Source organism: Ensifer sp. 2TAB8 (assembly GCF_052115125.1).
Lineage (GTDB): Bacteria > Pseudomonadota > Alphaproteobacteria > Rhizobiales > Rhizobiaceae > Ensifer.
On the sequence record NZ_JBFRGB010000002.1, the window covers coordinates 1 to 25,795 of the forward strand.

The following is a 25,795-nucleotide window of genomic DNA, read 5'->3' on the forward strand; positions in this document are numbered from 1 at the left end:
CCCCGAAACCTCGTCGAGCGCCTCTGGTGCAGGCTCAAGGATTGGCGGCGCATTGCCACCCGGTATGACAAACTGGCAAGAAATTTCCTCGCAGCAGCTCTAATCGCTGCCACGCTCACATACTGGTGCAATTGAGTCCGGACCCTAGGGGCGGGAGATCAGGCCGACCCTCCCAACTGATATCGAGACGTTCACGATGCGACATGCGCTCACCCGCAGCCTGGTGGTTCGGCTATGACCCGATCATCCAGCGCTTCCTTTACCTTCATCCTGCTCATCATCTGCACCGCGCTTTCCCTTGCCGGCACGGATCTGATCCTGCCCGCCGTGCCGGTTCTGCCGGGCGTGTTTTCCACCAGCGAGGCGACAGCGCAGATGGTGCTTGCCGCCTATGTCGGCGGCAGTGCCTTCGGCCTCCTGCTCTTCGGCCGCCTTGCCGATCACTTCAGTCGCAAGACGCTGATGGTCGCAGCCCTTGCGGCCTTTGCCGCCACCTCGTTCGCCGGGGCCTTCGCGCCGGATATCTACGTGCTCATCGGCCTTCGGTTCCTGCAAGGCGTTGCTGCCAGCGCAGCGCCCGTGTTTGCGCCGGGTGTCATCCGGCAATTGTTCAGCGAGAAGACGGCCGTGCGTGCCGTCGGCTTTCTCGGAAGCGTCGAGTCGCTCGTTCCGGCCCTGGTGCCAATTGCCGGCGTGGCGCTTCTCGCGCATTTCGGCTGGCAATCCTCGTTCGAGCTTCTCGGTACCGCCGGGGCCATCGTCTTCGTGCTGATGCTCTCGGTCGGTCTTCCCCGCGGGCAACGAACGGGCGGCGCGCAAGGCACCTATCGGCACCTGCTGACCGATCCCGTCTTCATGCGCTATGCGCTGAGCCAGGCGATGACGCTCGGCGGGCTTTTGACGTTCGTGTTCGGCATTCCCATGGTCATCGTCGAGACGATGGGCGGCACGCTCACTGACTTCATCATCGTGCAGATCGTCAGCGTCGCGGGCTTTATCGTCGCCGCCAACCTGACCGCGAAGATCGCCGAACGTTTCGGCACCGAAGAGGTCATACTGGCCGGCAGTGCGATGGCGGCCGCAAGCGCGCTTGCCCTCCTCGCCTATGGCCTCTCAGGCGGAACCAACCCGCTGCTCGTGCCCGTCCTCTTCCTGCCCATGGGCATCGGCCTGGGCTTGCGCGGTCCCATCGGCTTCTACCGCGGCATCGTCGCGTCCGGCAGCAATGATGCTCGCGGCGCAGCGCTCATCGTCTTCTTCGTCTTCATGACGACGACGTTGGGCACGATGGCGGCAGCGCCTGTTATCACCAGCGGCCTGCCGGCCTTGGCCCTGGTCGTCAGCGCGATCCACCTCGCTTCGGTGGCCATCCTCTGCGCATTGCCGAAGCTGAAGGCGGCGCGCACCGGATAGCCGCGAGCGCCGATGACGGCCACACCCGGCCGTCATCGGCACGCATCCGGACCGCACCGCGCGCACGCCCAGGCACCATCGGAAGTCCAACACGTCCAACCCTCATCTCAACTTCCGTGAAGCCATCCTGGCCGCCAAGGTCAAATTCGAGTTTCAGTTCGCACGAGCACGGATCCTTGGATAGAAAGGATCGCTGCGCGGCGCAGCGATGCAACAGAGCAAGGATCAACCGAGATGCGCGGGCATTCGGGGCATCAAATGGATATCAGCGACGTTCGAAATCGCGCCCAGGGGGTTGCGGACGGCCCGGTATCCGATGAAGAGGTCGAATTCGCCCGGGAGATCCTCCGGGCAGAAGCCGGCGATATCGGCTCGGCTCTCTATGTCGTCGGCTATTGCGGCAATCCGACGGATGCACCGCTGATCGAGGCCTACCTCTCCAATGACGAGAAGGATGTCCACGGCGACGTCGCCTTCAAGGCGCTGTGCCGCTATCTCGGCCTCGCTGAGTGGTATCGAGACCGGATCGTGAAGTACATTTTCTCCGATGGTGACACCGATTTTCTGGGAAGCAGGCTCGCCGGAATCCAACTGAGCCACGACTACCTGAAGCGGCGGCGTGACAGCGTGATCGAAGCCAGGCTTGTCGCGATCTTCTGCGACCTTCAGGATGAGGATCGTGACGCCGCCCGCTATGAACTGGTCAAAACGCTGGGACTGAGGAACAAGCTCTCGGATCCCTTCGGGCTTGACCGGAATGCGCCGGACACTGATGCGCCGATGATACTCGATGAAGCCTGCCGCCAGTTCGGCCTGGACCTGCGAAATTTCACGAAGGGTCCGGCGGCATAGGGGCAAAACGCGGGTTTGCGCTTTCATCCCCGGGTGGTTCTGGTAAGAACGCAACACGCATTACGGAGTGCTGCATCATGAGGAATGACAATCTCTGGTACTGTCTTGTCGGCACAGGCGACACCAACACCGGCATGCTGCGGTTCATCGGCGCCGTCGTTGCCTTCATCCTGGTGTTCGGCACGTTCTTCTGGCTGCTGAGCCTCTAAACCACGCCGCTCGGCCGCGCCGCGGACGACCGACCTCTGGCGGCCCCGCCTGCCCGATCTGCTGGCCGAGCCATCGTCCCGCCACACCGCAAATTGGTCGCGCCCAATTGCGCAAGGGCTAATACGCGACGAACGATGAGAGAACGCTCCGAGCACGAAAGCGGTTTCATCACACGCGCTTCCCCCAATTGGGTGAGGAACAATTCGTGAAAGGGAACCAAACGAGACTCGTCCGTCGGCCATACCAAGTTCGCGCCGCCTCGCCCGAATTGTCGGGAAGTCTTCAGGCACCTTGCCAAACGGTAAAGTTGCGATAGAAGTTCAAACGAGACAATTTATACGACAGTCACCATGAACCTCCGCTTCGTCGCCGCCGGCATATGCGTCGCGCTTCTGTGCGCAACCGCGATCGTACTGTTCGCGCCCCGGCCCGATCCGCTCATCGGCTATGCCAGGTACGAACGGGGGATTGCGGCACTGCGCAAACATCCGGGTGCCGCGCAGGAGTTCGTGACGACGTGCGCACAGGAAGCGGAGACCGAGTTCAAGGATAAGGACCTCGAGGGAACGTCCTATTCCAGCCGGGCCGAGATGGCGCTGGACCTCTACCGGCGCTATTTCGCGGTCGCCATCGATGGCAGGCTGACACTTGCGGAAATCAACCGCCCCTCCCTTCCGCTCTCCGTGCTCGAGGAAGCCGAACGGCGGGAACCGCGCTTCCCTTGATGACAGGACCTTCGCAGGTAGCCCTGCTGGCGCACCACATCGGCCATCGAGCCCCAGCGCCGACAAAAAGGCCGGAGCGCGCGACTCCGGCCTTCCTTTTCTTGCGCTCTCAAAACCGTGCCAGTACATCCGTGGTCAAAGTCGAAAGCAACGCGCGACTGCGAGCGTCGTGCTCAACAGTTTGCTTGTATTAATGTTATAGGACCGGGCGCATTTCTGGACAAGCTGTCCCTTTGGGCTACAGCACACGCCAGGGATTAGTCTTGACGATGCATCTCGGCCGGCAAACAGGGCCGCTTTCCGACTTTTCACACCAAGACAATCAGCGATTACTTAATTATAGTAACCTAGACTGGCGGCCGCAGAGGCCAGCGCACGGCGCCCCCCCTCGATGGGGAGGCCGTCCCGTTCGCGGGCGTCGTCAGGGTCGTTCGGCGCGCCTGGGGAGGCATATGTCGGGGTTCGATCACAAGCACATGAATGGCGCGGTGCTTACCGCGATCCTGGTGCTCGCCGCCCTCTTCCGCCTGCATGACGTTCAGCAGCCGCTGGTCGATGCCTTCAGCTGGCGGGAGGCCAGCACGGCGATGATGGCCGACAATTTCTTCCTGCGCAGCTGGAACATCTTCTTTCCGGAGGTGAGCTGGACCGGACCGGACCCCTCCTATCAGGGCCGCGAGCTGCAGGTCATCTCCTATATCACCGCTCTTCTCTATGCCGTCTTCGGCTGGGACGACACCTGGGGCCGGCTCGTCGCCATCGCCTTCGGCGTATGGGGCGTCTTCGCGCTGCATCGGCTGATTGCGCGGCTCTGGGATGAGGCCCACGCCCATGCCGGCGCCTTCCTTTTGGCGATCATGCCGGGCGCTGTCATGATCGACCGCTCGTTCCTGCCGGATCCGGCCATGCTGGCGCTGGTGACGACGGGCGCCTGGGCTTATGTCGCCTATCTTGAGAACGATCGCCTGCCCGTGCTCATCGCCGCCGGCCTGCTGACCACGATCGGCGTACTCGCCAAGCTCCCGGGCATCGCCGTGGTCGTGCCGATGGCCTACGCGACCTTTGTCATCCTGCACCAGCGCGACAGGCTCAGCCTCGGCCGCCTGCTCGTGATCCCCCCTGTGGCGCTCGTCGCCGGCGCGCTGATCCTCGGCTACTATCGCTGGGCGCACTATCTCGGCACCAATTACCCACCCTATCATGTGGCCGGCAGCGGCTATCTCTGGAGCGATGGCTTTGCCAGGTTCTTCGAAGAGGCGTTCTACATTCCCGCCACCTGGAAGATCGCCAGCAGCTGGCTCTTCACCCTGCCGGTAGTGATCCTCACGGGCATCGCTCTCCTGACCGCGCCGCCGGCGGCAAACGAAGGGGCGCCGGACGATGCATCCGCCTCCAGCGCGCGCTGGTTCTTCCACCTCTGGTTTCTGGGGGCCGCACTCGTCTATGTCTTCGCCGCGCGCGAGATCAAGACCAACCCCTGGAACTTCCATATCTTCAATGTGCCGATGGCGGCTCTTGCCGGGCGCGGCCTCATCCTGCTCGTCGGCATCGGCCGCGAACAGGGGTTGCACACCCGCGCGCTGCGGCTTGCGGCCATCGCCGCCGTCGTTGTCATCGGCGGCAGCATCCCCGGCCTGTCGCTGATGAAGACGCCCTATGCCGATCACGGCGAAAAGCTCGGCACCAGGCTCAGCGAACTCAGCCAGCCGGGCGATCTCGTCATCACCGCAACGCCGACGATCGGCGATCCCGTGGCGATCTATTACAGCCGCCGCCGCGGCTGGGTCTTCCCGCCCGGCGGCGGCGAAACCGAATGGTCGATGCTGCTGGAAGACGACGACGCGATCGAGGCGCTGGAAGAACTGCGCGCCAGAAACGCCAGCTGGTTCGGCATCACCAAGAACGCCCGCGACATGCAACGACGCCGCTTCCTCGAATACAACAAGGGCCTGATTGCCCATCTCGACAAAACAGCCGAGCGCGTCGTCGACGACGACACGATGCTGATCTATCGGCTGACGCCGCCGGGAAACCGCGGCAAGGCTGGTCGTACGCGCTCAGCGCGCATGCTCGCATCAGCTCCTGACGGCCAGCCGGTCCTGCCCGACGCCACCCCTTGAGCGCCTGCCGCCTGCAGCCTGCAGCCTGCATGTCAGGCCTGTATCGGCCCCGGTTTGAGGGCAAGGACACGGTTGCGACATTGGCCGCCAAACAGGACGGGCAACATCGTCGGGGCCGATGCCGGTCGCCTCACCCGAACAGGTCTCCGGCGCGCCGGGCGCTCGGTGGCGCCACCCGCCGGTCACCGTCGAACAACGGCCCGCCATGGGGCTGCAGTTCCTCTTCGGCAAGCCGGATCAATTCCGCCACCTGCCCTTCGCCCGCCTGCCGGAAGGCGGCATCGAAGCGCTCGGCAAGGCCCTCGTCCAGGCGAGAAACCAGCCGCGGCAGCCACTTGCCGCGACCGGACCAGTGCCCGCGCCCACGAAGCATCAGGTCAGCAAGCGGCGTCATCAGCTCGGCGGCGATGGTGCGTCTCTCGGCCGCCGGGCGTGGATCGCGAAGGTCGTCGATAAGGTCGGTGATCTGATAGCGAAGCGCGTCGCGCTGCTCCGGTGTCAGCGGTGGCGGCCCCATCCCGAGACGCCGTCGCGCAGCGGCCTGAAGTGCTTCAGCGCGTGCCAGCTCGCGGCCGACCGCGACACCGCCCGCCAGCATATCCAGAAGCACCGGCCGGCCACCTGCGACATCCTGATCGGCGAACCAGTTGAGCGTCTCGGCATCGTGCACGAAGGCTTCCACCGGGAACCCATGGGAATGAAAACTCTCACGCCAGGCGGCGGGCAGGGTCTCGTGCAGGACCACCAGGTCGATATCGGAGGAGGCCGTGTTCGCCACGCAGGATCGAACCCGCAACAATGGCAAAGCTTGCCCTCGGGAACCGCTCGGCGAGCACCGCTTCGGCCGCAGCCAGCGCCTCCGCCACGCGGTCGTCAGTCCTGCTGCACATTCGAGCCCCCAAACGCAAGGATCCTCCCGATATGGCGTTCACATCGGGAGGATCCTTGAAGGAAGCGATGGACGCGTGAAGCTATTGCAGCGTGCGGACCGGTGCCGGTGCCGGCTGGCCGGCGGCAGCGCCCGCGGCATTGTTGGCCGATCGGCCGGAATCGAGGCCGGTCGCGACGACGGAGACGCGGAAGGTGCCGTCGAGCGTGCGGTCAAAGATCGAACCGACGACGATGTCGGCTTCGTCATAGACTTCTTCGCGGATGCGGGTCGCGGCCTCGTCCACCTCGAACAGCGTCATGTCCATGCCGCCGGAGATGGAGATCAAGACACCCTTGGCGCCGCGCATCGATACTTCGTCGAGCAGCGGGTTGGCGATTGCCGCTTCAGCCGCCTTCAGCGCGCGGCCCTCGCCGGTCGCCTCGCCGGTGCCCATCATCGCCCGGCCCATGCCCTTCATGACCGACTTCACGTCGGCGAAGTCGAGGTTGATCAGGCCTTCCTTGACGATCAGGTCGGTGATGCAGCCGACGCCGGAATAGAGCACCCGGTCGGCGATCACGAAGGCATCGGCAAAGGTGGTCTTGGCATCGGCGATGCGGAACAGGTTCTGGTTGGGGATGACGATCACGGTATCGGCCGCCTCACGCAGGCGCTCTATTCCGAGCTCCGCGGTTTCCATGCGGCGTTTGCCCTCGAAGCTGAACGGCTTGGTGACGACGCCGACCGTCAGGATGCCGGCCTTGCGCGCCGCTGCCGCAATCACGGGTGCTGCGCCCGTGCCCGTGCCGCCGCCCATGCCGGCGGTGACGAAGCACATGTGCGTGCCGCCAAGGTGGTCCATGATTTCGTCGATCGATTCTTCCGCCGCCGCCCGGCCGACATCCGGCAGCGAGCCGGCGCCGAGACCTTCGGTCACGGCCGCGCCGAGCTGGATGATGCGCGACGACTTCGACATCGCAAGCGCCTGCGCGTCTGTGTTTGCCACCACGAATTCGACGCCCTGAAGCCCTTCGTTGATCATGTTGTTGATGGCGTTGCCGCCACCGCCGCCGACCCCGATGACAGTGATCTTCGGGCGCATTTCGGTGATCGTGGGCTTCTTGAAATCGTTCATGGCTTGTCTCCTAGAGCCGGCGCCTCGCGCGGCACCGGCAGCGGCGAATCGGGCAGCTGTTATTTTAGGAATTGAAAAAAGCCATGGAGAAGGCAAGAAAAAAGCACCGACAGCCTATCCACATAAGTATTTTCGCGGGGCCGCAAAGGCGGGAGAGCCGGCTTTAGCAGCGCTCTGGTCGGGAATGTGTTTGGCCATGCAATCAACACTTTAGGTGACTTCGCCCCCACCCTAACCCTCTCCCCGCAGGTGGGGAGAGGGGACGCCGACGTTGGCCACCTCGCCGAGTGGAACTGCCGTAGAACCACGCAGCGCTTGGGAATGCCTGATGCACAGCGAGCAGTTGCCGCGAGTCTCCTTCTCCCCGTGACGACCGGGAGAAGGTGGCCGGCAGGCCGGGTGAGCGCCGATCTCGACGTCTAGAGGCAACGCGAGAGGCGCCCTTCCCTCAAAAGATGCGCTAAGCCTCAAAACTCGGCCGCGAGCGCACCCGCTCCAGCCAGCGCTGGACGTTTTTCGCCGATGCCGGGATTTCCATGCCGAAGACGTCGCAGAGCCAGGCGGTAACGCCGGCGGTGATGTCGGCGATCGAAAATTCCTCGCCGGCGAGATACGGCCGCCCGTCGGAAAGCTCGTCGTCGAGCCAGCCCCATTTCTTCGGCACCGCCACCCGCTCGGTCTCGGCAAAGGCCGGAAACTGCGTCAGCCGCTCGGCGAAGAAGGCATCCGAATGCAGCGCCACGTTGCCGACGGTGCCGAGGATGACGAGTTCGGCGCGCCGGTTCCACATCTCCACCTTGGCGCGGCTGACGGCATCGTGACCGAAGAGCGGGTGCTCAGGGTTGGTCTCCTCGAGATAGCGGCAGATCGCGACGCTTTCGGTGATGATCGTGCCATCGTCGAGCTCGAGCACCGGGATCTGGCCGAGCGAATTGACTGCCAGGAACTCCGGCGCCTTGTGCTCGCCCTTGCCGAAATCGACGTCCACCATCGGCAGCGAAATCCCCTTCTCCGCCATGAAGATGCGAACGCGATACGAATTCGGGCCCATGCCCTGATAAAGCTTCATCTTATCCTCCTGTCGATGAGGCGGCTCGCCTCGTTCCTCCTCAACCGCATAGCGCGGAATACCGGTTGCTTATAGCAACCGGTTTCATTTAACTCAACGGTTTATTTCATCTCCACCGAAATTCTTGAATTGTCCGCCAGTGTCCCATTGCCTGGGATAAATCGGAAGCGGAGCCGCCGCTTGAATATCGTCGGCCATCATGCTTGCCTCCTTTGAAACAGGAGCCCTGCCATGTTCACCCGGTCTGCCGTCCTTTGCCTCGCCCTCCTCCTTGCCGCCAGCCAGGCGGCGGCAGCCGTTGCGCCGAACTATCAGCGCGCCCGCGAACTCAACGCCGTCATCAACGCGGTCGCCGTCGCCGTTCCCAAATATCCGATCGACAAGATCATCAGCCAGGGTCGCGACCGCTATGCGGTCGTCGCCGGCAAATGCACCGTCATCGCGCGGATCGTCGGCCTGCCGTCGAAACCCGGGGTGGTTGGCCCGCGCCAATTCGAAGTCCAGCTCGACAAGCCCGATTGCGATTGAGGCCGCCGCTAGAGCCGCCACCCCTGGCGCACCACGAAGCGCGCCGTTTCCCCCGGCATGATCGCCCTGTCGCCAAAGGCCTTCAGCGCCTGGCCATCGGGCAGCGCCAGTGTCAGGGCGAAGCGTTCGCCTTCGAACACGCAGGAGATGACGCGAAACGCCATGCCCTCGCCGTCGTGGCGTACATGCTCCGGCCGAACGAGGACGTCACGAACGGCTGCGTTCCCCGTGCCCGCCTCGCCGCTACCGGCAAGTGCTGACCGCAGCGTCGGCCATTCCAGCGCCCGCGGCGTGCCATCCGGCACCGCCAGCTTGAGGACCGAGCCGCGGCCGATGAGGCCGCCAACGACGGCGCCTTCGGGTCTGGCGTAGATCTCGGCGGGTGGCGCCATCTGCATCAGCCGCCCCTCGGACATCACGGCGACATCGGTCGCAAGCGCCATCGCCTCGGCCTGGTCATGTGTCACATAGATCATCGTCGCGCCCGAGCGTTCATGGAAGATGCGGAAGGTCTCCTCCATCGATTTGCGCAGATGCTGGTCGAGATTGGCGAGCGGCTCGTCGAGCAGCACCACATCGGGCGAGGTCACCAGGCAGCGGGCGAGCGCCACGCGCTGGCGCTGGCCGCCGGAAAGCGCTGCCGGCCGGCGATCGGCGTAGTCCGTAAGCTTCACCAGCGCCAGCGCGTCACCGACGCTTCTTTGCCACGCCGTGCCCGAAATGCCCCGCACCTTCAGCGGATAGCCGACATTTTCGGCCACCGTCATATGCGGCCAGAGCGCATAGGACTGGAACACCATCGCCATGTTGCGCCGTTCCGGCGGCAGCGCCCGTGCGGCATCCGAAAGCCGCCTTTCACCGAAATCGATCGAGCCATCGCTCGGCTGCTCGAAGCCGGCGATCATCCTGAGCACCGTCGTCTTGCCGCAGCCGGACGGCCCGAGCAGCGCCAGGAAGCCACCTTCCCGCACCGTCAGCGACACATCCGACACCGCCGGCCGGCCGCCGCCGAAATGCTTGGTGAGGTGGTTGAGGATCAGTTGCGCCACGGCAGCACCCCCTCGGGAAGATAGTTTGCGAGCGCCTCGAGTGCGGCCATCAGGGCGACGACCATCACCACGACAAGCACCGAGAGCGCGGCCGCAAGGTCTGACGAGCCGCTGTCGTCGAGGTTGAAGATGGCAACGCCGAGCGTCTGGGTGCCGGCAGACCAGAGCAGCGCCGAAACCGTCAGCTCGTTGGCGGCAATCAGAAAGACGAGGATGATCGCAACCCCGGCAGCCGGTGCCACCAGCGGCAGGATCACGTCGCGCATGCGCCGGAAGAACCCTGCGCCCGAGAGACGCGCGGCCTCCTCCAGCGACGGATCCATCTGCAGGAAGGCGCTCATGACAGGCTTGAGGCTGACGGCGAGGAACGAGGAGAAATAGGCGATGAGGATGATCCAGATCGTGCCGTAGAGCGAAACGTTGAGCAGAGGCAGCGGTGCTGCAAAGGTGAGGATGAAGGCGACCGCCAGCACGATGCCCGGCAGCGCATAGGGAATTTCGATGAGGATGCCGAGCGTATCCGCCAGCCACCCCTTGCGCCGGGTCATGAGATAGGCAGCCGGCACGGAGACCGCGAGCAGGCCGAGTGCTGCGCCGGTCGCAAGGAACATCGAATTGCCAAGCGCCTTCAGCGTCATCGCCTGGCGAAAGAGGATTTCTTCGTAAGCGCTGAGCGACACGGTCTGAAGGTTGAGCGGCACGCCATAGGCCGGCACCAGCGAGCTTGCGACAAGGGCTGACAGCGGCGCCACCAGCACGAGAAACAGGATTGCCACGAGGGCCAGTTCGACGACCACGCGGAAATGCCTGAGCGAAAAGGCGGCATTAGCGCCGGAAATCCCGATGATGCGGTAATCCCGGCCTGACAGTGCCCGCTGCTGCAGGATCAGCCCGGCGGCTGCGATCATGGCGATCAGACTGGAGAGAAGCGCGATCTCACCGAAGGTGCCGGCGCCGAAGCTTGCAAGGCGCGTATAGATGAGCGTCGGCAGCACCGCGATTCCCGCGGGAATGCCGAGGATCGCCGGAATGCCGAAATTGCCGACTCCGGAAACGAAGGCGATCGCCGCACCTGCAATCAGCCCCGGCAGCGACAGCGGCGCGACGATGTCGCGAAAGACGCGAAATGGCGTGGCCCCGGCAAGCCGTGCCGCCTCCACCCCGTCGCGCGGCGCGGCGGAAAGCCCGGCTTTCAGCGCCAGAAAGACGAGTGGCGCATGCTGGACGCCGAGAAGCAGCGAGATGCCAGCCAGCGAATAGAGCGGCTGCGGGCTGCCGAGCGGCGGCGCGATCCCGAGCGTCTTTAACAGCGGGCTCGCCGGCCCCGTCATCTCCACCCAGGCAAGCGCCGTCACCTGCGGCGGGATCATCATCGGCAGCATGAAGGCGAAGCTGAGCGTAAGCTTGCCGCGCACATCCGTCAGCGCCACGGCGAAGGCAAAGAGCGCGCCGATGACGACGGAGACGACCGTGCCGCCGGTCGCCGTTATCAGCGTGTTGCGGATCGCTGCAAAGGTCGCGGGCTCCGTCAGCACGCCGATCGACCGGCCAGAGACGAGGCCTGCGAAGCCGGCCTTCGCCAGGCTGAAGAGCGGTAGCAGGCAGAGGAGAAGCAGGCAGGCGAAAACGAAGGGCACCAGCCAGCGCGGCTCCGCAGCAGGGCTCGCCCCTGCCCGCACCTTGGACACGCCGATCGTCCGGCCCTGAAAGGGAAAGCGCAGCCAGCGGGACCGGCTGCGCGCATCACTACGTTCCAGCATTCCGGCAATCAGTTCGTGCCGAAGATGCCGGAGAAGGTTTTGAGATCCGCATCGGAATTCTTCACGGCCTCGGCCGCATTGACCGGCAGAACCTTGATCGTCTCGCGCGCCGGATAGCCCTCAGGCAGCGCCACGCCGTTGCGGGCCGGGATATAGCCCATCTTCACCGCCGTCTTCTGGCCATCCTCGGACAAGAGGAAGTCGACGAACTTCTTTGCAGCCTCGACGTTCTTGGCGGTCTTCAGGATGCCGACCGGCTCGGTCACGGCCGAAACGCCCTCGGCCGGGAAGACGAATTCCACCGGGGCGCCCTTGGCCTTCTCGCGGATCGCCATGAAATCGACGAGCATGCCATAGGCCTTCTCGCCGGTCGCAACCGCCTTCAGGACGCCGCCATTGCCGCCGGCAGCCGTAGCACCGTTTGCAGCAAGCGCCTTGTAATAATCCCAGCCGAGGCCGTCGATGCCGGTCAGCGTCTGCGCGTGGATGAGGGCAGCACCCGAGGTCAGCGGGCTCGGCATGGTAACAAGGCCTTTGGCCTCAGACTTCGCCAGGTCCTGCCAGCCCGCGGGCTTCATCGCGGCAGATGAGTTGTAGACGATGCCGGTCGTGATCATCTTGGTGGAGTAATAGGCGCCGCCGGCATCATAGAGCGAAGCGTCGTAGTTTGCCGCTTCCGGCGACTTGTAGTCGGCAAGATGGCCCGCTTCCTTCAGCCGCTGCATCGTCACGGTGTCGGCGATGAGCAGCACGTCGGCGACCGGATTGCCCGCCTCGATCTCGGCCATCAGCTTGGCCATGATCTTGGTCGTGCCCTCGCGCACCCATTCGACCTCGATGCCAGGATTGGCCGCCCGGAAGGCATCGACGGTCGCCTGCGCATCCTCGTTCGGCTGGCTGGTGTAGAGCACCAGGTTTTCGGCGTAAGCCGCGGTCGAAAGCAGGCCTGCTACCAGCGCGCCGGCAAGGACGGAAACGAACGATTTCATGGGAGATATCCTCGGTTGCAAGATGGCGCCGAGGGATAGAGCCGTGATTTTACAGGGGTGTGACAGGCCGGCCGCGGCGGCCTATTCAAAAAATGCGAAAAATTCGCCGGCGATGTCACACCGGCCGTTCCTGTCTCGTCATGGTATCGGAACCAACGAAAGGAAACGGAACCATGACTGCCAAGATCGACCTTTTCGCCGCTGCCCCGCAACTGATGAAGAGCTGGACCAGTGTCTCGATGGCCGTCGCCGCGAGCCTGGACGCGACCATCATCGAACTCGTGAAGATCCGCGCCTCGCAGATCAACGGCTGCGCCAACTGCATCAACATGCACACGCAGGAAGCCCGCGCCAAGGGCGAAACGGAACAGCGCATCTACCTGCTTTCCGCCTGGCGCGAGGCGCCGTGCTATTCCGATCGCGAGCGCGCCGCACTTGGCTGGACCGAAGCGCTGACGCGTCTGTCTGAAGGCCACACTCACGAAGCGGCCTATCAGGTGCTGAAGCAGCAGTTCACCGAGGAGGAACAGGTGAAGCTCACACTGATGATCAACGTCATCAACGGCTGGAACCGTCTCGCCGTCGGCTTCGGCCTGTGGATCGAGCCGGCTGCCGCCAAGGCCGTCGCTGAGGCCGCTGCCTGATGGCGACCACCGGCAACCAGGACGCAGCGGCGGCTTTCGACCCGCTGCGTCCCAAGCTGATCCGTGTCGCCTACCGCATGCTCGGCTCCGTCGCCGATGCGGAGGACATGGTGCAGGAGGCCTTCATCCGCTGGATGGGGGCCGACCGCACGTCCGTTCGCGAGCCCGAAGCGTTTCTGCGCCGCACCGTCACACGGCTCTGCCTCGACCAGCTGAAATCCGCGCGGCTGAAGCGCGAGACCTATGTCGGCCCCTGGCTGCCTGATCCCGTCGTCGAGGCGGAGCCGGAGGACGACGTCACCCTGCCCCTGATGCTGGCACTCGAACGGCTCTCGCCACTGGAACGCGCCGCCTTCCTGCTGCACGACGTCTTCGGCCAGAGCTTCGACGAGGTGGCCGTGACGATCGAGCGCGATGCCGCCGCCTGCCGCCAGCTGGCGGCCCGTGCCCGCACCCATGTGCGCGAGGAACGCCCCCGCTTCCAGATCGAGCAGCAGCGCGGCCTCGAACTTGCCAACGCCTTCTACGCCGCCTCGCGCGGCGGCGACATGAAGACGCTCGGCGCCATGCTTGCAGCCGACGTCAGCGTCCATTCCGACGGTGGCGGCAAACGCCCGGCCGCTCTACAGCCGATCCTCGGCTTCGATGCTGTGATGAAGGTGCACGCGCAGCTGGCCGTCCTCTTTGCCAAAAACGGCTCGACCCTGGTACGCGCCGGCTTCATCAACGGCCTGCCGGGCTTTGTGACCCGAGAGGCCGACGGCGAGCTGCAATCGACCGCGCTGGAGATCGCGGACGGCAAGGTGGTGGCAATCTATGTGGTGCGCAACCCGGACAAGCTCACGCATCTGCATTAGCCGGCGATAGACAGGCAAACACCGTTTGCGGGTTTTCGAGAGAACCTGGTGCACCCGCCAAGGTCTCCGTCATTCCTGTGCTCGTCACAGGAATCTCGAGCAGTTCAGCTTGAACTGCGGAACCAGCCCGAGTCCTTGGGCTGAAAGGAGCCCTTTGACCCGACGGACGTCGGGTCGCTGGATCCCGGCCACACGGGCGAGGATGAGGGAGATTGGGACACCCGCTCGCGATAAGGCATCTTCGGCTCCGCAGCCTGCCAACAGTCCTGCGCGAACTAAGCCGCCCGCTCTTGCTCGGCGCCACTCTTCTCCGGAATCCGCGCGATCACCTTGATCTCGAAATCGAAGCCGGCGAGCCAGTTGACGCCGATGGCGGTCCAGTTCGGATAGGGCTTTTCGGAAAAGACGCGGTCCTTGACCGCCAGGATCGTTTCGAACTGGTTCTCCGGATCGGTATGGAAGCTTGTCACGTCGACAATATCGTCAAAGGTGGCGCCGGCGGCTTTCAGCGTCGCTTCGAGATTGTCGAAGGCGCGTTCGACCTGGCGGGCGAAATCCGGCTCCGGCGTGCCGTCGTCGCGGCTGCCCACCTGGCCGGAAACAAACAGCAGATCGCCGGAGCGGATGGCGGCGGAATAGCGGTGCGCCTCGTAGAGTGCGTGGCGGTTGGCGGGAAAGATTGCATCACGTGTCATTTCTCTGGCCTTTCTGAAATTCGAGCTAAATCCAGGGCGCAGAAACGGGCGCGCGCTGCCCGATCAGGCAGAACTTCACAAAAGCCGCTTCATTTGATATACGCCACGTATATGAACTAACCAAATACGACGCGTATGTCAAATCCATATACGCACCGTATCTGAAATTGAGGACGATGATGGCCAGAAGCCGCCAGGAAACGATGGAGGAAAACCGCGCGAAGCTGATCGCGGCGGGCCGAAAGGCTTTTGCGGAAAAGGGTTATGCCGCCGCCTCGATGGATGAACTGACGGCCGATGTCGGGCTGACGCGCGGCGCGCTCTACCATAATTTCGGCGACAAGCGCGGGCTGCTTGCGGCCGTCGTCAACCAGATCGACGGCGACATGGCCGCGCGCGCCAAGGAGATCGGCAGCGCCAGCGAAGACGCCTGGCAGGCGATGCTTGCCGAAGGGGCCGCCTATATCGAGATGGCGCTTGATCCCGAGGTCCAGCGCATCGTGCTGCTCGATGGCCCGGCCGTGCTCGGCGATCCCTCGAAATGGCCGAGCCAGAACAGCTGCCTGGTGGCGACGAAGCGGTCGGTGGAGCAACTGCTGGACAAGGGCATCCTGAAGCCGGTGGATCCCGAAGCGGCAGCCAGGCTGCTCAGCGGTGCTGCACTCAACGCCGCCCTCTGGGTCGCCGCCAGCGATGAGCCGAAGACGGTTCTGCCGAAAGCGATCGACGCCTTCCGCGCCATGGCAACCGGCCTGCTGGCGGGTCGCTGAGGCGCACCTGTTCGAGGCGGCGCAGCGGCGAAGGCTAGCCGGCCTTCCCGCTAACCAGCTCCCAGAGATCGACCCCTCCGGAGCGCCCCTTGACGTGCACCATGCCCATCGCGCGGAAGTCGAATTGATCGGCAACGGCGGCATGCACCGCCCCGCTCACCAGGATCGAGGTGTTGTACTCCTTGTTCAGCCCTTCGAGCCGCGAGGCGACATTGATCGTGTCGCCCATCGCCGTGTATTGCTGGCGCGCGATCGCGCCGAAGCTGCCCACGACCGCCGGGCCCGTATGCACGCCAAACCGCGTGAACAGTTCGGGACGGCCGTTCTTGCGGTTGGTCTCGTTCAGGCGATCGACCGCCGCCTTCATCGCCAGCGCGCAGTGACAACCATGCTCGATGTGCTGCGGATCCTCTACCGGCGCGTTCCAGATGACGAAAATGCTGTCGCCGAGATACTGGATCACCGTCCCGTGGTATTGCTCCGCCACCGTGTTCAGCATCTCGAAATAGGCCGAGAGGATATCGACGACCTCCTCGGGAGAATGCTGCTCGGAGATGGTCGTGAAGTCGCGCACGTCGGTGAAGAGCGCGGTCACGTTTTGCCGCCTGCCTCTGACGGTCGCGCCGCCCTCGGGATCGATGATCCGCCGCACCACCTCTCGCGGAACATAGAGGGCAAACTGGACGATGGCGCGACGGCTGGCGGAAAGTGCGCCCCCGAGCGTGTTGATCTCGGTGATCCAGGAATGCGGTACGTCCTTGCCGGCAAAGTTCAGGTCGCCGATCCGCCGCGCCTCGTCGGCAAGATGATAGAGCTTGCGGCTGACCACGCGTGACAGCATGAGCGAGCCGACGACGCCCGCCACCAGCAGGCCCCCGGCAATCAGGAGATTGCGCAACAGCAGCCGGTTTGCCTGCGCCACGAGATCCTGCAGCGGCACGACGATTGCGACCGAGCTGCCCTTGAACAGGCCGGAAACGCTGACCGGCGCCATCTGGACCAGATAGCGTTCGCCGGCGAAATCGGCTTCGGCAAGGCCGCCGCCCGCATAGGCCGGGTCCTTGCGCAGCCGCGCGACGACGTCGAGGCTCGGGTCCAGGCTGTGCATGTCGGCCCCGTGGCCGCCCGACCATGCGCCAAGGATCGTGCTCATGACCGCGGGATCAGAATGGGCGACGAGGTTGTTGTCGCTGCCGATGACATAGGATCGCGCTCGCGGCGATATCTCCCGCGCATCGAGCAGGCGGCTGACGGTCTGCAGGTGAATGTTCGTGCCGACCACGATGCCGTTTCGGCCCTTCAGCGGCGCCGCCAGCGCCAGGGTCGGCACCTTGAGCGTTCCGGTGACATAGGGCCCGACGGACACCGCGCCGCCGCTTTTGGTGGCGGCCTGATACCAGGGGCTCTGCCGCGGGTCGAAATTCGTCCGCTCGAACGGGCGCTCCCCGATCTGCCTGGCTTGGCCGTCGAGGAACCGAAGGGTCGAAACGGTTCCCGTGTCCTGCCCATGCGCGAGCAGCCGTACGGCAAAGGCCGTGCCCACCGGTGCCGCGAGGCTCTGGCGAACATAGTCCCGTTCCGTATTGATGACCTGCAGGTAAGAACCGTCAGGATAGCCGGCATAGACGCTCGTCGCGTTGGAAACGCTTCTGAGCACCTCCAGGAAGAACTGTTCCTTCGGCTCCAGGTCCCCCGGCGGCGCGACGGCCAGCTGCGGCACGGTGGAGGCAAGCGCGACCGCCTCATGGCCGCCCTCCAGCGCGTTTCGGTATCCCTCGATCAGCCGCAGGCTCATCTCCCGCATATGCTTCTCGCCGGCAAGGATCGCCGCCTGCCGTCCCTGGCTGAACGCCATCCAGATGATCGGCGTCGCCGTTAGAAGCAGGAGCGCGACGACGAGCACGCTGAGATGCACTCTGAGAGGCTTGGACCAGTTCACGCAATTACCCCGAAACGCGACCGTACGGAGGCGAGCCTAGCACCTGGCCGCATTGGCAGGAATGCGCAATCTTTCAAACAAATAGGCCATTTCATTGAATCGATGAGACAATGAAATGGCCCGGTGCAGGCAAAGGCTTTTTCGAGCCTCAGTTCAGCGGGATCGCGTTGTCGTCCTTGCTCGCCTGGTAGACGGCGGAAAGATCGTCGTACTTGGCGCGGATGGCATCGGCGCGGGACTTCAACTCGTTGCGCTTCGGCTCGGGCAAACTGTCGATCAGCTTATGGATCGACTGGCCTTTCCAGAACGCGTTCGTCCGGTTGTAGCCGCCCGGCTCCAGCGTGAAGACCTCCTTCAGGATCTTGAGATCATGGGGGATGGAGAACGAGTCACGCGAATCCTCGTGGCTGAAGAAATAGAAGAAATTGTCGAATCCTGCCCAGGTTATCGCCGAAAGGCACATCGAGCAGGGTTCATGCGTCGAAAGGAAAATGAGATCGCGGCTGTCCGGCCGCTCGGTTCCTTCGATCTCGTAGAAGCGCTTCAGCGTGTGCACTTCGCCATGCCAGAGCGGATTTTCCGTCTCGTTGTTGGTTTCGACGAGCACCGTCGAAAGATCGGATTTGCGCATCAGCGCGGCACCGAAGATCTTGTTTCCGGCTGCAACGCCTTTTTCCGTCGCCGGAATGATGCCGTGCTCCATGGTGCCAAGCAGCGCATCCAGCAGTTGGTAGGTGTCGGTCTCCGTTGTCATTCCCAATGTCCTTTTGTTGGGTCTTTCAATCAACGCCAGGAAAAACAGGAAGCGGTTCCTGCCCGGAATGGCGGGCTCTCAAAACAATCCGAAGCGGCCTTCGGATTGTGCATTTCAAGGCAATTCCGCAAGACGTCTCAAGAGGGCGTCACCCGGGATTGCATGTACGAGGCGATGGTCGGCTCAGTGCGCCTCCGCCACGATCAATGGCACCTCGACGCCCTTGGCGTCGTAGAGCTTGCCGTTGAGGAAATAGTCGCCGTCATGAAGCCGCGCAATATCCTGGTAGCGGATCGTGCGCTCCGTCGCCGCCACGAACACCGACTGCTGATCGGAATTGCCCGCGGTGAAGTGGTTGAACAACAGGTTGAGCAGGATCGCCATGACTGCCGCCGACGAGATGCCCGAATGGAAGATCGTCGCGACCCAGGCCGGGAAGTGCTCGTAGAAACCGGGAGCTGCGATCGGGATCATGCCGAAGCCGATGGATGTCGCAACGATGACCAGGTTCATATTGTTGTTGTACTCGACCTTGGACAGCGTGCGGATACCGCTCGCCGCAACCGTGCCGAAGAGCACGATGCCGGCGCCGCCGAGAACCGAGGTCGGAACGGAGGCAACGATGCGCCCCATGATCGGCAACAGGCCGAGCGTCACCAGGAACAGGCCGCCGGTTGCCACCACATAGCGGCTCTTGACGCCGGTGACCGCAACGAGCCCGACATTCTGGGCAAAGGCGCTCTGGGTGAAGGAACCGACGATCGGCGCGAGAATGCTCGACAGCATGTCGGCGCGAAGCCCGTCGCCGAGCCGGCGCGAATCCACCTTGGTCTCGACGATCTCACCGACGGCGAGAATATCGGCCGAGGTTTCGACCAGCGTCACCATGATGACGATCAGCATCGAGATGATCGCGGCGAGCTCGAAGGTCGGATAGCCGAAGTGGAAAATCTTCGGCAGCGCGAAGACCGGGCCGTTGGCCACTTGCGAAAAATCGGTCATGCCGGCCACATAGGCGATGCCCGTGCCGATGACGATCGAAAGCAGGATCGAAAGGCGGGAAATCGACGCGTCGCCGAGCTTGCTCAAGAGCAGCACGATGATCAGCGTCACGGCCGCAAGCTGGATATTGGCGGTGCTGCCGAAGTCCGGCGCCGCCTTGTTTCCGCCCATGGCCCAGAATGCCGCCACCGGCATCAGCGTCAGGCCGATGGTGGTGATGACGATGCCGGTGACCAGCGGCGGGAAGAAGCGGGTGATGCGCGAAAATACCGGCGTGATCAAAAGGCCGATCAGCGAGGCCGCGATGACCGCGCCCAGGATCGCCGGGATGCCGCCGTTGCCCGAAATCGCGATCATCGTCGCGACGCCCGAGAACGAAACCCCCTGCACCAGCGGCAGCCGGCTGCCGAAGTAAGGCACGCCGATCGTCTGCAGGATGGTCGCAAGACCGCCGGCAAAGAGCGAGGCGGTGACGAGCAGGCCGACATCGGCGGAATTCAGGCCCGCCGCCTGGCCAAGGATCAACGGGACGGCAACGATGCCGCCATACATGGTCAAGACATGCTGCAGACCATAGGCCAGATTGGCGCCGATGCTCAGCCGTTCGTCTTCGGGATTCTCTGGTAGTGCGTTTTCCTCTGCAATACTTGCCAAGGGTATCTCCTCCATACCTTTGCGATTGCCCCGTCTCCAGCGGGACAACCAAAAGGTAACGGAAGGGCGGCAAATCGCGCCTTCCTAAAAAACGCGAAACACCTTTCGGGATTCGAACGGGAATGCGTGGGAGCCGCTCCGGCGTCCGTGCGGGCCCATCGGCAACGGCGTTCAACGCCAACCTTGGGGCGATTTCGCCCTCACCTGCCGGCCCGGTCAAATAGATCCCGATAAACCCAAAGATGGTACGACAGCGACCTTTAGATCGGTTTCGAGTTCGGCTAAAGAACTTCCGCAGTACTTCGCAATAACATATTCCAACAGGTTGAAAACATGAAAAAATTTCGCTTCGCCTTTTTGGCGTCGGCGGCCGTGCTGTGTGCATCGACCGCAGCCCATGCCGAGGATCTCGTCTTCACGCTGAAGAACGGCACGAACTCGGTTCTGAACAACTTCTACGCTTCGCCGACCGGCGTCGACAGCTGGGAAGACGACATCTTCGGCCGCCAGGCTCTTGGCCCCGGCGAAGAGATGGAAATCACCATCGCCGATGGCCGCAGCGTCTGCCGGTATGACATGCGCTTCGAATTCCAGGGCGAGGATCTCGACACGACGACGGATACGCAGGACCTCTGCGAAATGGGTTCCTATACGATCCACGAGTAATGAACGCCCGGCGGGGAGCCTCAGCGGCCCCCCCGCCGCATGCATCTTCAGGCGGCTTTCAATGCACCGCTTGTGAGACAGGCTTCGGCAAAGGCGGTCGCAACGGCCGAAAGCTTGATGGCCTGCCAGTAGCGGTAATCGTGCACCAGCGCCGACGAAATCCAGCACGCGCCGCGATTGCTCTTCTTTGCCCAGCCGATCAGCCCCGCCTCCCGCGCCAGGCCAAAGAGCCGCGCCGTATGCGTTCTGGAAATACGGTATCGGCTCGACAGGGCGTTGGGAGAAACCTTTCCGATCCAGACCGGCGCCGCGCTATCGGTAGGCAGCGACGGCACATTCTTGATCAGGTCGTGCAGGACGCTGCTTCCGGAATCGGAGCGGACGAATTTGGCAATGCTTGGTGGTGGCTTGTGCCAATCGCGCCGCGCCAAGAGCAGGCGCGCAAACCGGGGCTGCGCCCGGTGCAGGAGGTCCGGCTGCTGCCGCGACAGCGCGAAGCGCCCGCCGCCATCGATGATGTCCAGCGCCCGGAGATGAATATCGAAATATCGTCGGATGAGCTGCTCGCTCATCTCGGTTGCGCGAACCGCGCGCTGCCGGCCGTCCGCGCTCTCGAGCGGCGCGACAAATCCGTATCTCCGCATTTCAAAAAGGAATGCATGCGCGGTGTTGCGGCTGGCGATCACACTCATGGTGCGGGCGAGAATGCCCGGCGAAATCGGCAGGCATGTGCGGTCCTGCCTATGCTCGAAATGCATGGCCATCGTCATCTGGCTGAGCATCCAGCGCCGCAGATCGGCCACGTAGTGCACCTCGCGCGGCAGGGCGAGATGGGTTTCCAGCAGTTCGCGCGCAGCGGAATCGAGCCCCTCGCGAAAGCGATCCATCCGGACCAGATCTTCGGCAGAATAAGGCGGCGATAGCGCCGCGGCGGAAACGACGGATAACGACATGATGGGAGTTTTCGGCACGCTCAACCGCGCGGATGGCGGCCAAGCGGAAGGAGGGCTGGACCCCCATCATACTGGGAATGCAGACGAAATCCAGCGGCAGCAGACCCGGCGGCAGCGGCCTTTCGATACGCCCTTGCGCCTTCCGCTCAGGCAGGAAGCGGCGGCATTTCCGGCGCAGTGAGGCCGCGGAAAGGATCACGCCAGGCGTCGATCTCCTCGAGTTGGCGAGACCAGCGCCTGAGCGCCGGATAGTCCTCGACCGGCAGCCGCGCCGCATCGTTGTAAGGCAGGAACGTCGCCATGCGAAAATCGGCGAAGGAGACGGTATCGCCAACCAGCCAGGCGCGGCCGGAGAGCTCGGCCTCAAGCAGCCGGGCGGCCTTGTGAAAGGCCTTCAGCCCCTCCTCCACCATGGCCTCGTCACAGGAGCCGATACCGTAGCGCAGCTTGGTGCCGCGCTCCCAATGCACCATGTCGCAGGCCCTGATGAAGTTCTCCTTGCCCCAGCTGATCCAGCGGATCATCTCGGGCTCGTCGTCATCCGCTCGCCAGAAGTTGGAGCCTGTCCTGCGCGAAAGAAAGCAGGCGATCGCATCCGCCTCCCAGAGCGAGCGGCCCGGCCGTTCCAGGATCGGCAGCAGCAGGTTGGGGTTGAGCGGCCGATAGCGCTCCGCCTTACCCGGCGCCAGCGGCTCGGCAAATTCGAACGCGACCTCGGCCCTCAGGAAGCGGGCGGCGGCGACCGCCAGTCGAGGATTGGGGTTACGGCTGAAATAGAGCTTCATGCGGTCTCTCTCCCTGCATACACGCTATGAAGACGAACGAAGGCGCCGCTCGCCGACAGGCGCGAGAGAATAATCGAGCGCCGCTTCGGCTTGAAAGAACAGTCATCCGCCTAAATATGGTTGCCGACGGGTGAACAGGAGCATCCCGCTCTCAAGTGGAAGCACCGGAGGCGAAAGATGCTCTGGAATGAGAGTTCCAGGGCGTCCTTGGTACGTTCGGTTGAAGGCACCGCACTCTAGCTGGTGTTGGATTTGTCAGGACTGCGCCAAAGCAGGACCGACAGAACCGCATGAACTGCGACGGCTGGCCACAGCAGGACGCCCACGGAACCGTCCGTCAGTCCGAGGAAAGCCAGGTAGAACGTGACTGCCGCGCTGTAGATCAGCATGCCGAGAAGACCTGAGTTCTTCCAGCAGGCAAGCCCGAGTGCGATCAGGGCAATTCCTGCCACCCGGGCCGTCGGGATAGCAGGGCCGGTCAGTACTTCGCCAAGCAATACCTGCCCCACAAACGAAGGCACCACCACCAGCGCGAGCCCTGTTGCCATCTCCCCGAAGGCGGCGAGATCAAGCACGCGTATCATAGGAACGCACCTCCGCCAGCCGTTTAAGTCCAAGCCTTGCGATCCACCGGCGCTAGAGCTTCCCGCCCTCAAGTGGAACCACTGGGAGCGGAAAGATGCTCTAGATTCAAAGAGCTAGAGCGTCCTTARTGCGTTCGCTTGAACGCACGGCGCTCTAGAGCATCCCGCTTTCAGTGGACCCCTGAAAGCGGAAAAGTCGCTCTAGGGCGTTGCGTTTGGCTTCAATTCGAAAGTCAGCTTGTCGATCTTGCCCGTGAAGCGGAACGGCGTGTCATAGCGATATTCCAGCAAGGCGACGCCGGTGCGTGTGTCGAGACCGACGTCAAAGGTCTCATCCTCGGGGAAGGTAACCGGGATGCCATGGTCTATGCTGTTCCTGGCGACCTCCTTGCCGTCCACCGACAGAACGCCCGTGCCGCCGGCGCCAAGTCCCTTTCCATCCGACTTGAAGTCGAAGACGATCGTGTGCCTGCCGGGTTCGAGCTCCGGTCCCTCCCACATGGTACGCTTGAGGTCGAGGAGATTGTAGAGGAACACGACCTTCCCGCTACCGACACCGAAGTCTCCCTTGCTGAGGAAGAGGCCGTAACCGCCAAAGCGGCCGCCTTCGGTGACGATCATGCCTTGGGCACCGCCGTCGGGTATCTCGACCTCGGCGGTAATCGTATAGGACCTGTTCAAGGTGCTGGGCGCGGCACTGGCCGGTACACCGCTCAATTCTCCCCGATAGGTGAATTCCGTCCGTCCGGCCGTCAGGTTGGGTCGAGGAGCGTTCCAGCGTGCGAGCGTCGAATTGTCGAGCGGCAGCACGTTGTACTTCTTCGCTTCGGCATAGAAGAGGCCCTGCAATTCCTTCAGCTTGTCGGGCATCTTGGCGGCAAGATCGGAGAACTGCGTCGGATCTTCGTCGACGTTGTAGAGTTCCCAGTTGTAGCCGGTGATCACGTCGGGAGGCGTCTTGGTGCTGAGTTCCCACGGCAGTGTCGCGGGCGTCGTCGCGGCGATCCATCCGTCGTGGTAGATCGCGCGGTTTCCCAGCATCTCGAAGTACTGCGTCTGGTGTTGCGTCGGGGCCGTGGCATTCGCCTTGTCCCATGTATAGGCCATGCTGACGCCTTCGATCGGCTCCTGCGTGATGCCGTTGATCGTCTCCGGTTGCGATATGCCGGCCGCTTCCAGGATCGTCGGCACGATGTCGATAAAGTGGTGGAACTGCCGGCGGATGCTGCCGGCGTCATTGATGTGGCCCGGCCAGGACATGACCATGCCCTGCGCCGTCCCGCCGAAGTGCGAAGGCACCTGCTTGACCCACTTGAAGGGGGTATCCATCGCCCAGGCCCAACCGGCCGCGAAATGCGGGAATGTCCGCTCCGAACCCCAGAACGGATACCAGAGAAACTGGTCCTTGACCGGTACCTCGACACCGTTGAACGTGGTGAACTCGTTCGGTGTGCCGTTGACCATGCCTTCGGCGCTCGCTCCGTTGTCGCCGCCGATGTAGATGATCAGGGTGTTGTCGAGCTCTCCGAGGTCTTCCACCGCCTGGATGACGCGCCCGATCTCGTTGTCGGCATAGGCAAGGTAGGCGCCGTACACATCGGCCTGCCTGATAAACAATTTCTTCTCCTCGATACTGAGGGAATCCCATTGCGGCAGCCCTTCCGGCCATGGCGTGAGCTTCGCGCTCTCAGGCATGATGCCGAGCCGCTTCTGATTGGCGAAGATCGTCTCGCGAACCTTGTTCCAGCCCTCGTCGAAGAGGTGCATGTCGCTGATCCTCTTGATCCATTCGGGCGTCGGGTGGTGCGGCGCATGGGTGGCACCGGGTACGTAATAGACAAGCCAGGGCTTGCCGGGGGCGATCTCGCTCAACTGCTTGATGTGCTGGATCGCCTCGTCGGCCATGGCTGTTTCCAGGTTCCATTTGGGGTTGCCCTCAAACGGATAGATGGCGGTCGTGTTGCGGAACAGGTTCGGCTGCCACTGGCTGGCATCGCCGCCGACGAAGCCGTAGAAATAATCGAAGCCCATGCCTGTCGGCCATTGGTTGAACGGCCCCGCCTGGCTCGATTGGTAGGACGGCGTGTTGTGGTTCTTGCCGAACCACGCGGTGGCATAGCCATTCTCCTTGAGGATCGTGCCGATCGTTCCTTTTTCGATGGGAATGATCGAATCGTAACCGGGGTAGCCGGTAGCGATTTCGCCGACCACGCCGAAACCGACGGAATGGTGATTGCGCCCGGTGATCAGAGCCGCGCGAGACGGCGAGCAAAGCGATGTCGAGTGGAAGTTGGTAAAGCGCAACCCCTCATTGGCGATACGGTCCATCGCCGGTGTCGGAATGACCCCGCCAAAGGTGCTCGGTGCACCGAAGCCCTGGTCGTCCGTCATGATGAGCAGCACATTGGGGGCGCCTTTCGGAGGCACGACGCGCGGCGTCCACCAGGGCGTCGATTCCGAGGCCTTTTCCTTGATCACGCCGCCAAAAGCCGGACTTGGCGACGGCAACTGCTTACCCGTGATTGTCGTGGTCGCTCCGGGTGCGCCGAGCGTCCCTGAAACCTGCTGTGCCCATGCGGGCGTAAAACCAAGCGCGAAGAAAGCTGCACCCGCAAGCATGCTCTGGCCAATGGTCATGGCGAACACCTCTGTTGCAGATCGTTGAACCCTCTCCGAATTAGGGTGACCTAATATACGCAAATCACCGCGCACGGGAAAGGTAGAACAACCTGACGCGCGTTTGTTTTACGACCGGTCTTTTCGAGCCCCAG

At 63.3% G+C, this 25,795-nt stretch carries 24 protein-coding genes and 1 pseudogene; 11 read left to right on the forward strand and 14 right to left on the reverse strand.

Annotated features, from left to right (window positions below):
- The 6 genes and pseudogenes from AB4Z53_RS05695 to AB4Z53_RS05720 all read left to right on the forward strand — a co-directional run.
- Positions 1 to 135, forward strand: a pseudogene (locus tag AB4Z53_RS05695) (IS5/IS1182 family transposase); the annotation flags it as partial.
- A gap of 99 nt (positions 136 to 234) precedes the next feature.
- Positions 235 to 1,413: an MFS transporter gene (locus tag AB4Z53_RS05700; RefSeq protein WP_441595232.1), complete on the forward strand. Its 1,179-nt coding sequence runs from the start codon at positions 235 to 237 to the stop codon at positions 1,411 to 1,413.
- A 258-nt stretch (positions 1,414 to 1,671) separates the two neighbouring features.
- Complete coding sequence (locus AB4Z53_RS05705; protein ID WP_441595233.1) at positions 1,672 to 2,265, forward strand: hypothetical protein; 594 nt, start codon at positions 1,672 to 1,674, stop codon at positions 2,263 to 2,265.
- Positions 2,266 to 2,342: 77 nt separating this feature from the next.
- Positions 2,343 to 2,474 (forward strand): hypothetical protein, encoded by a 132-nt coding sequence (locus tag AB4Z53_RS05710; protein WP_441595234.1) that lies wholly within the window; start codon positions 2,343 to 2,345, stop codon positions 2,472 to 2,474.
- 351 nt (positions 2,475 to 2,825) lie between these two features.
- Entirely contained in the window at positions 2,826 to 3,200 is a 375-nt protein-coding gene (locus AB4Z53_RS05715) for a hypothetical protein (protein ID WP_441595235.1), read from the forward strand.
- A gap of 452 nt (positions 3,201 to 3,652) precedes the next feature.
- On the forward strand, positions 3,653 to 5,320 hold the full coding sequence (locus tag AB4Z53_RS05720; protein WP_441595236.1) for an ArnT family glycosyltransferase: 1,668 nt from the start codon (positions 3,653 to 3,655) through the stop codon (positions 5,318 to 5,320).
- A 130-nt stretch (positions 5,321 to 5,450) separates the two neighbouring features.
- On the opposite strand, the gene AB4Z53_RS05725 is transcribed toward AB4Z53_RS05720, so the two are convergent.
- The 3 genes from AB4Z53_RS05725 to AB4Z53_RS05735 form a co-directional block, all read right to left on the reverse strand.
- Positions 5,451 to 6,098, reverse strand: coding sequence for a nucleotidyltransferase domain-containing protein (locus AB4Z53_RS05725; RefSeq protein WP_441595237.1), 648 nt, complete (start codon positions 6,096 to 6,098; stop codon positions 5,451 to 5,453).
- Positions 6,099 to 6,291: 193 nt separating this feature from the next.
- A complete protein-coding gene (ftsZ, locus tag AB4Z53_RS05730; protein WP_223724718.1) occupies positions 6,292 to 7,326 on the reverse strand; it encodes a cell division protein FtsZ in 1,035 nt (344 codons plus the stop codon).
- 460 nt (positions 7,327 to 7,786) lie between these two features.
- Positions 7,787 to 8,395 (reverse strand): glutathione S-transferase family protein, encoded by a 609-nt coding sequence (locus tag AB4Z53_RS05735; protein WP_113540483.1) that lies wholly within the window; start codon positions 8,393 to 8,395, stop codon positions 7,787 to 7,789.
- Positions 8,396 to 8,626: 231 nt separating this feature from the next.
- Between AB4Z53_RS05735 and AB4Z53_RS05740 the strand changes: the two genes are divergently transcribed.
- Positions 8,627 to 8,923: a hypothetical protein gene (locus AB4Z53_RS05740; protein ID WP_291159780.1), complete on the forward strand. Its 297-nt coding sequence runs from the start codon at positions 8,627 to 8,629 to the stop codon at positions 8,921 to 8,923.
- Between the two features lie 8 nt (positions 8,924 to 8,931).
- On the opposite strand, the gene AB4Z53_RS05745 is transcribed toward AB4Z53_RS05740, so the two are convergent.
- The 3 genes from AB4Z53_RS05745 to AB4Z53_RS05755 are packed head-to-tail and all read right to left on the reverse strand — an operon-like array spanning position 8,932 to position 12,721.
- Positions 8,932 to 9,972: an ABC transporter ATP-binding protein gene (locus AB4Z53_RS05745; protein WP_113540481.1), complete on the reverse strand. Its 1,041-nt coding sequence runs from the start codon at positions 9,970 to 9,972 to the stop codon at positions 8,932 to 8,934.
- Positions 9,960 to 11,732, reverse strand: coding sequence for an ABC transporter permease (locus AB4Z53_RS05750; protein ID WP_441595238.1), 1,773 nt, complete (start codon positions 11,730 to 11,732; stop codon positions 9,960 to 9,962). Before AB4Z53_RS05750 ends, AB4Z53_RS05745 begins: the two co-directional genes overlap by 13 nt.
- An 8-nt stretch (positions 11,733 to 11,740) precedes the next feature.
- Positions 11,741 to 12,721: an ABC transporter substrate-binding protein gene (locus AB4Z53_RS05755; RefSeq protein ID WP_113540479.1), complete on the reverse strand. Its 981-nt coding sequence runs from the start codon at positions 12,719 to 12,721 to the stop codon at positions 11,741 to 11,743.
- Between the two features lie 173 nt (positions 12,722 to 12,894).
- Here AB4Z53_RS05755 and AB4Z53_RS05760 point away from each other — a divergent pair, with 173 nt between their 5' ends.
- Together AB4Z53_RS05760 and AB4Z53_RS05765 are read left to right on the forward strand one after the other, a co-directional pair.
- Positions 12,895 to 13,365 (forward strand): carboxymuconolactone decarboxylase family protein, encoded by a 471-nt coding sequence (locus AB4Z53_RS05760; RefSeq protein ID WP_441595239.1) that lies wholly within the window; start codon positions 12,895 to 12,897, stop codon positions 13,363 to 13,365.
- On the forward strand, positions 13,365 to 14,222 hold the full coding sequence (locus AB4Z53_RS05765) for a sigma-70 family RNA polymerase sigma factor (RefSeq protein ID WP_291159768.1): 858 nt from the start codon (positions 13,365 to 13,367) through the stop codon (positions 14,220 to 14,222). Before AB4Z53_RS05760 ends, AB4Z53_RS05765 begins: the two co-directional genes overlap by 1 nt.
- Positions 14,223 to 14,497: 275 nt before the next feature.
- On the opposite strand, the gene AB4Z53_RS05770 is transcribed toward AB4Z53_RS05765, so the two are convergent.
- Positions 14,498 to 14,917, reverse strand: a complete 420-nt coding sequence (locus AB4Z53_RS05770; protein ID WP_441595240.1) for a RidA family protein — start codon at positions 14,915 to 14,917, stop codon at positions 14,498 to 14,500.
- A 179-nt stretch (positions 14,918 to 15,096) separates the two neighbouring features.
- Between AB4Z53_RS05770 and AB4Z53_RS05775 the strand changes: the two genes are divergently transcribed.
- A complete protein-coding gene (locus AB4Z53_RS05775) occupies positions 15,097 to 15,687 on the forward strand; it encodes a TetR/AcrR family transcriptional regulator (protein ID WP_441595241.1) in 591 nt (196 codons plus the stop codon).
- Positions 15,688 to 15,721: 34 nt separating this feature from the next.
- On the opposite strand, the gene AB4Z53_RS05780 is transcribed toward AB4Z53_RS05775, so the two are convergent.
- The 3 genes from AB4Z53_RS05780 to AB4Z53_RS05790 form a co-directional block, all read right to left on the reverse strand.
- A complete protein-coding gene (locus AB4Z53_RS05780; RefSeq protein WP_441595242.1) occupies positions 15,722 to 17,626 on the reverse strand; it encodes an adenylate/guanylate cyclase domain-containing protein in 1,905 nt (634 codons plus the stop codon).
- A gap of 148 nt (positions 17,627 to 17,774) precedes the next feature.
- The gene (locus tag AB4Z53_RS05785) at positions 17,775 to 18,380 is read right to left on the reverse strand and encodes a deaminase (RefSeq protein WP_441595243.1); all 606 of its coding nucleotides are present in this window, start codon (positions 18,378 to 18,380) and stop codon (positions 17,775 to 17,777) included.
- 183 nt (positions 18,381 to 18,563) lie between these two features.
- The gene (locus AB4Z53_RS05790; RefSeq protein WP_441595244.1) at positions 18,564 to 20,036 is read right to left on the reverse strand and encodes a nucleobase:cation symporter-2 family protein; all 1,473 of its coding nucleotides are present in this window, start codon (positions 20,034 to 20,036) and stop codon (positions 18,564 to 18,566) included.
- A 333-nt stretch (positions 20,037 to 20,369) separates the two neighbouring features.
- Here AB4Z53_RS05790 and AB4Z53_RS05795 point away from each other — a divergent pair, with 333 nt between their 5' ends.
- Positions 20,370 to 20,702: a hypothetical protein gene (locus tag AB4Z53_RS05795; RefSeq protein ID WP_113540472.1), complete on the forward strand. Its 333-nt coding sequence runs from the start codon at positions 20,370 to 20,372 to the stop codon at positions 20,700 to 20,702.
- A 47-nt stretch (positions 20,703 to 20,749) separates the two neighbouring features.
- On the opposite strand, the gene AB4Z53_RS05800 is transcribed toward AB4Z53_RS05795, so the two are convergent.
- The 4 genes from AB4Z53_RS05800 to AB4Z53_RS05815 all read right to left on the reverse strand — a co-directional run bounded on the left by AB4Z53_RS05800 (position 20,750) and on the right by AB4Z53_RS05815 (position 25,661).
- Positions 20,750 to 21,679 (reverse strand): hypothetical protein, encoded by a 930-nt coding sequence (locus AB4Z53_RS05800; RefSeq protein WP_441595245.1) that lies wholly within the window; start codon positions 21,677 to 21,679, stop codon positions 20,750 to 20,752.
- 122 nt (positions 21,680 to 21,801) lie between these two features.
- Entirely contained in the window at positions 21,802 to 22,440 is a 639-nt protein-coding gene (locus AB4Z53_RS05805) for a glutathione S-transferase family protein (RefSeq protein ID WP_223724734.1), read from the reverse strand.
- A 236-nt stretch (positions 22,441 to 22,676) separates the two neighbouring features.
- Positions 22,677 to 23,024 (reverse strand): hypothetical protein, encoded by a 348-nt coding sequence (locus AB4Z53_RS05810; RefSeq protein WP_441595246.1) that lies wholly within the window; start codon positions 23,022 to 23,024, stop codon positions 22,677 to 22,679.
- 201 nt (positions 23,025 to 23,225) lie between these two features.
- Positions 23,226 to 25,661, reverse strand: coding sequence for an arylsulfatase (locus AB4Z53_RS05815; protein WP_441595247.1), 2,436 nt, complete (start codon positions 25,659 to 25,661; stop codon positions 23,226 to 23,228).
- Positions 25,662 to 25,795 lie beyond the last annotated feature (134 nt).

Excerpts from the sequence above, each read along its gene's own strand:
- AB4Z53_RS05715 (WP_441595235.1), top strand. The coding sequence starts at position 2,826 with ATGAACCTCCGCTTCGTCGCCGCCGGCATATGCGTCGCGCTTCTGTGC.
- AB4Z53_RS05810 (WP_441595246.1), bottom strand. The coding sequence starts at position 23,024 with ATGATACGCGTGCTTGATCTCGCCGCCTTCGGGGAGATGGCAACAGGG.
- AB4Z53_RS05705 (WP_441595233.1), top strand. The coding sequence starts at position 1,672 with ATGGATATCAGCGACGTTCGAAATCGCGCCCAGGGGGTTGCGGACGGC.
- AB4Z53_RS05770 (WP_441595240.1), bottom strand. The coding sequence starts at position 14,917 with ATGACACGTGATGCAATCTTTCCCGCCAACCGCCACGCACTCTACGAG.
- AB4Z53_RS05815 (WP_441595247.1), bottom strand. The coding sequence starts at position 25,661 with ATGACCATTGGCCAGAGCATGCTTGCGGGTGCAGCTTTCTTCGCGCTT.
- AB4Z53_RS05740 (WP_291159780.1), top strand. The coding sequence starts at position 8,627 with ATGTTCACCCGGTCTGCCGTCCTTTGCCTCGCCCTCCTCCTTGCCGCC.
- AB4Z53_RS05710 (WP_441595234.1), top strand. The coding sequence starts at position 2,343 with ATGAGGAATGACAATCTCTGGTACTGTCTTGTCGGCACAGGCGACACC.
- AB4Z53_RS05755 (WP_113540479.1), bottom strand. The coding sequence starts at position 12,721 with ATGAAATCGTTCGTTTCCGTCCTTGCCGGCGCGCTGGTAGCAGGCCTG.
- AB4Z53_RS05700 (WP_441595232.1), top strand. The coding sequence starts at position 235 with ATGACCCGATCATCCAGCGCTTCCTTTACCTTCATCCTGCTCATCATC.
- AB4Z53_RS05735 (WP_113540483.1), bottom strand. The coding sequence starts at position 8,395 with ATGAAGCTTTATCAGGGCATGGGCCCGAATTCGTATCGCGTTCGCATC.
- AB4Z53_RS05750 (WP_441595238.1), bottom strand. The coding sequence starts at position 11,732 with ATGCTGGAACGTAGTGATGCGCGCAGCCGGTCCCGCTGGCTGCGCTTT.
- AB4Z53_RS05795 (WP_113540472.1), top strand. The coding sequence starts at position 20,370 with ATGAAAAAATTTCGCTTCGCCTTTTTGGCGTCGGCGGCCGTGCTGTGT.
- AB4Z53_RS05720 (WP_441595236.1), top strand. The coding sequence starts at position 3,653 with ATGTCGGGGTTCGATCACAAGCACATGAATGGCGCGGTGCTTACCGCG.
- AB4Z53_RS05785 (WP_441595243.1), bottom strand. The coding sequence starts at position 18,380 with ATGACAACGGAGACCGACACCTACCAACTGCTGGATGCGCTGCTTGGC.
- AB4Z53_RS05775 (WP_441595241.1), top strand. The coding sequence starts at position 15,097 with ATGGCCAGAAGCCGCCAGGAAACGATGGAGGAAAACCGCGCGAAGCTG.
- AB4Z53_RS05805 (WP_223724734.1), bottom strand. The coding sequence starts at position 22,440 with ATGAAGCTCTATTTCAGCCGTAACCCCAATCCTCGACTGGCGGTCGCC.
- AB4Z53_RS05760 (WP_441595239.1), top strand. The coding sequence starts at position 12,895 with ATGACTGCCAAGATCGACCTTTTCGCCGCTGCCCCGCAACTGATGAAG.
- AB4Z53_RS05765 (WP_291159768.1), top strand. The coding sequence starts at position 13,365 with ATGGCGACCACCGGCAACCAGGACGCAGCGGCGGCTTTCGACCCGCTG.
- ftsZ (WP_223724718.1), bottom strand. The coding sequence starts at position 7,326 with ATGAACGATTTCAAGAAGCCCACGATCACCGAAATGCGCCCGAAGATC.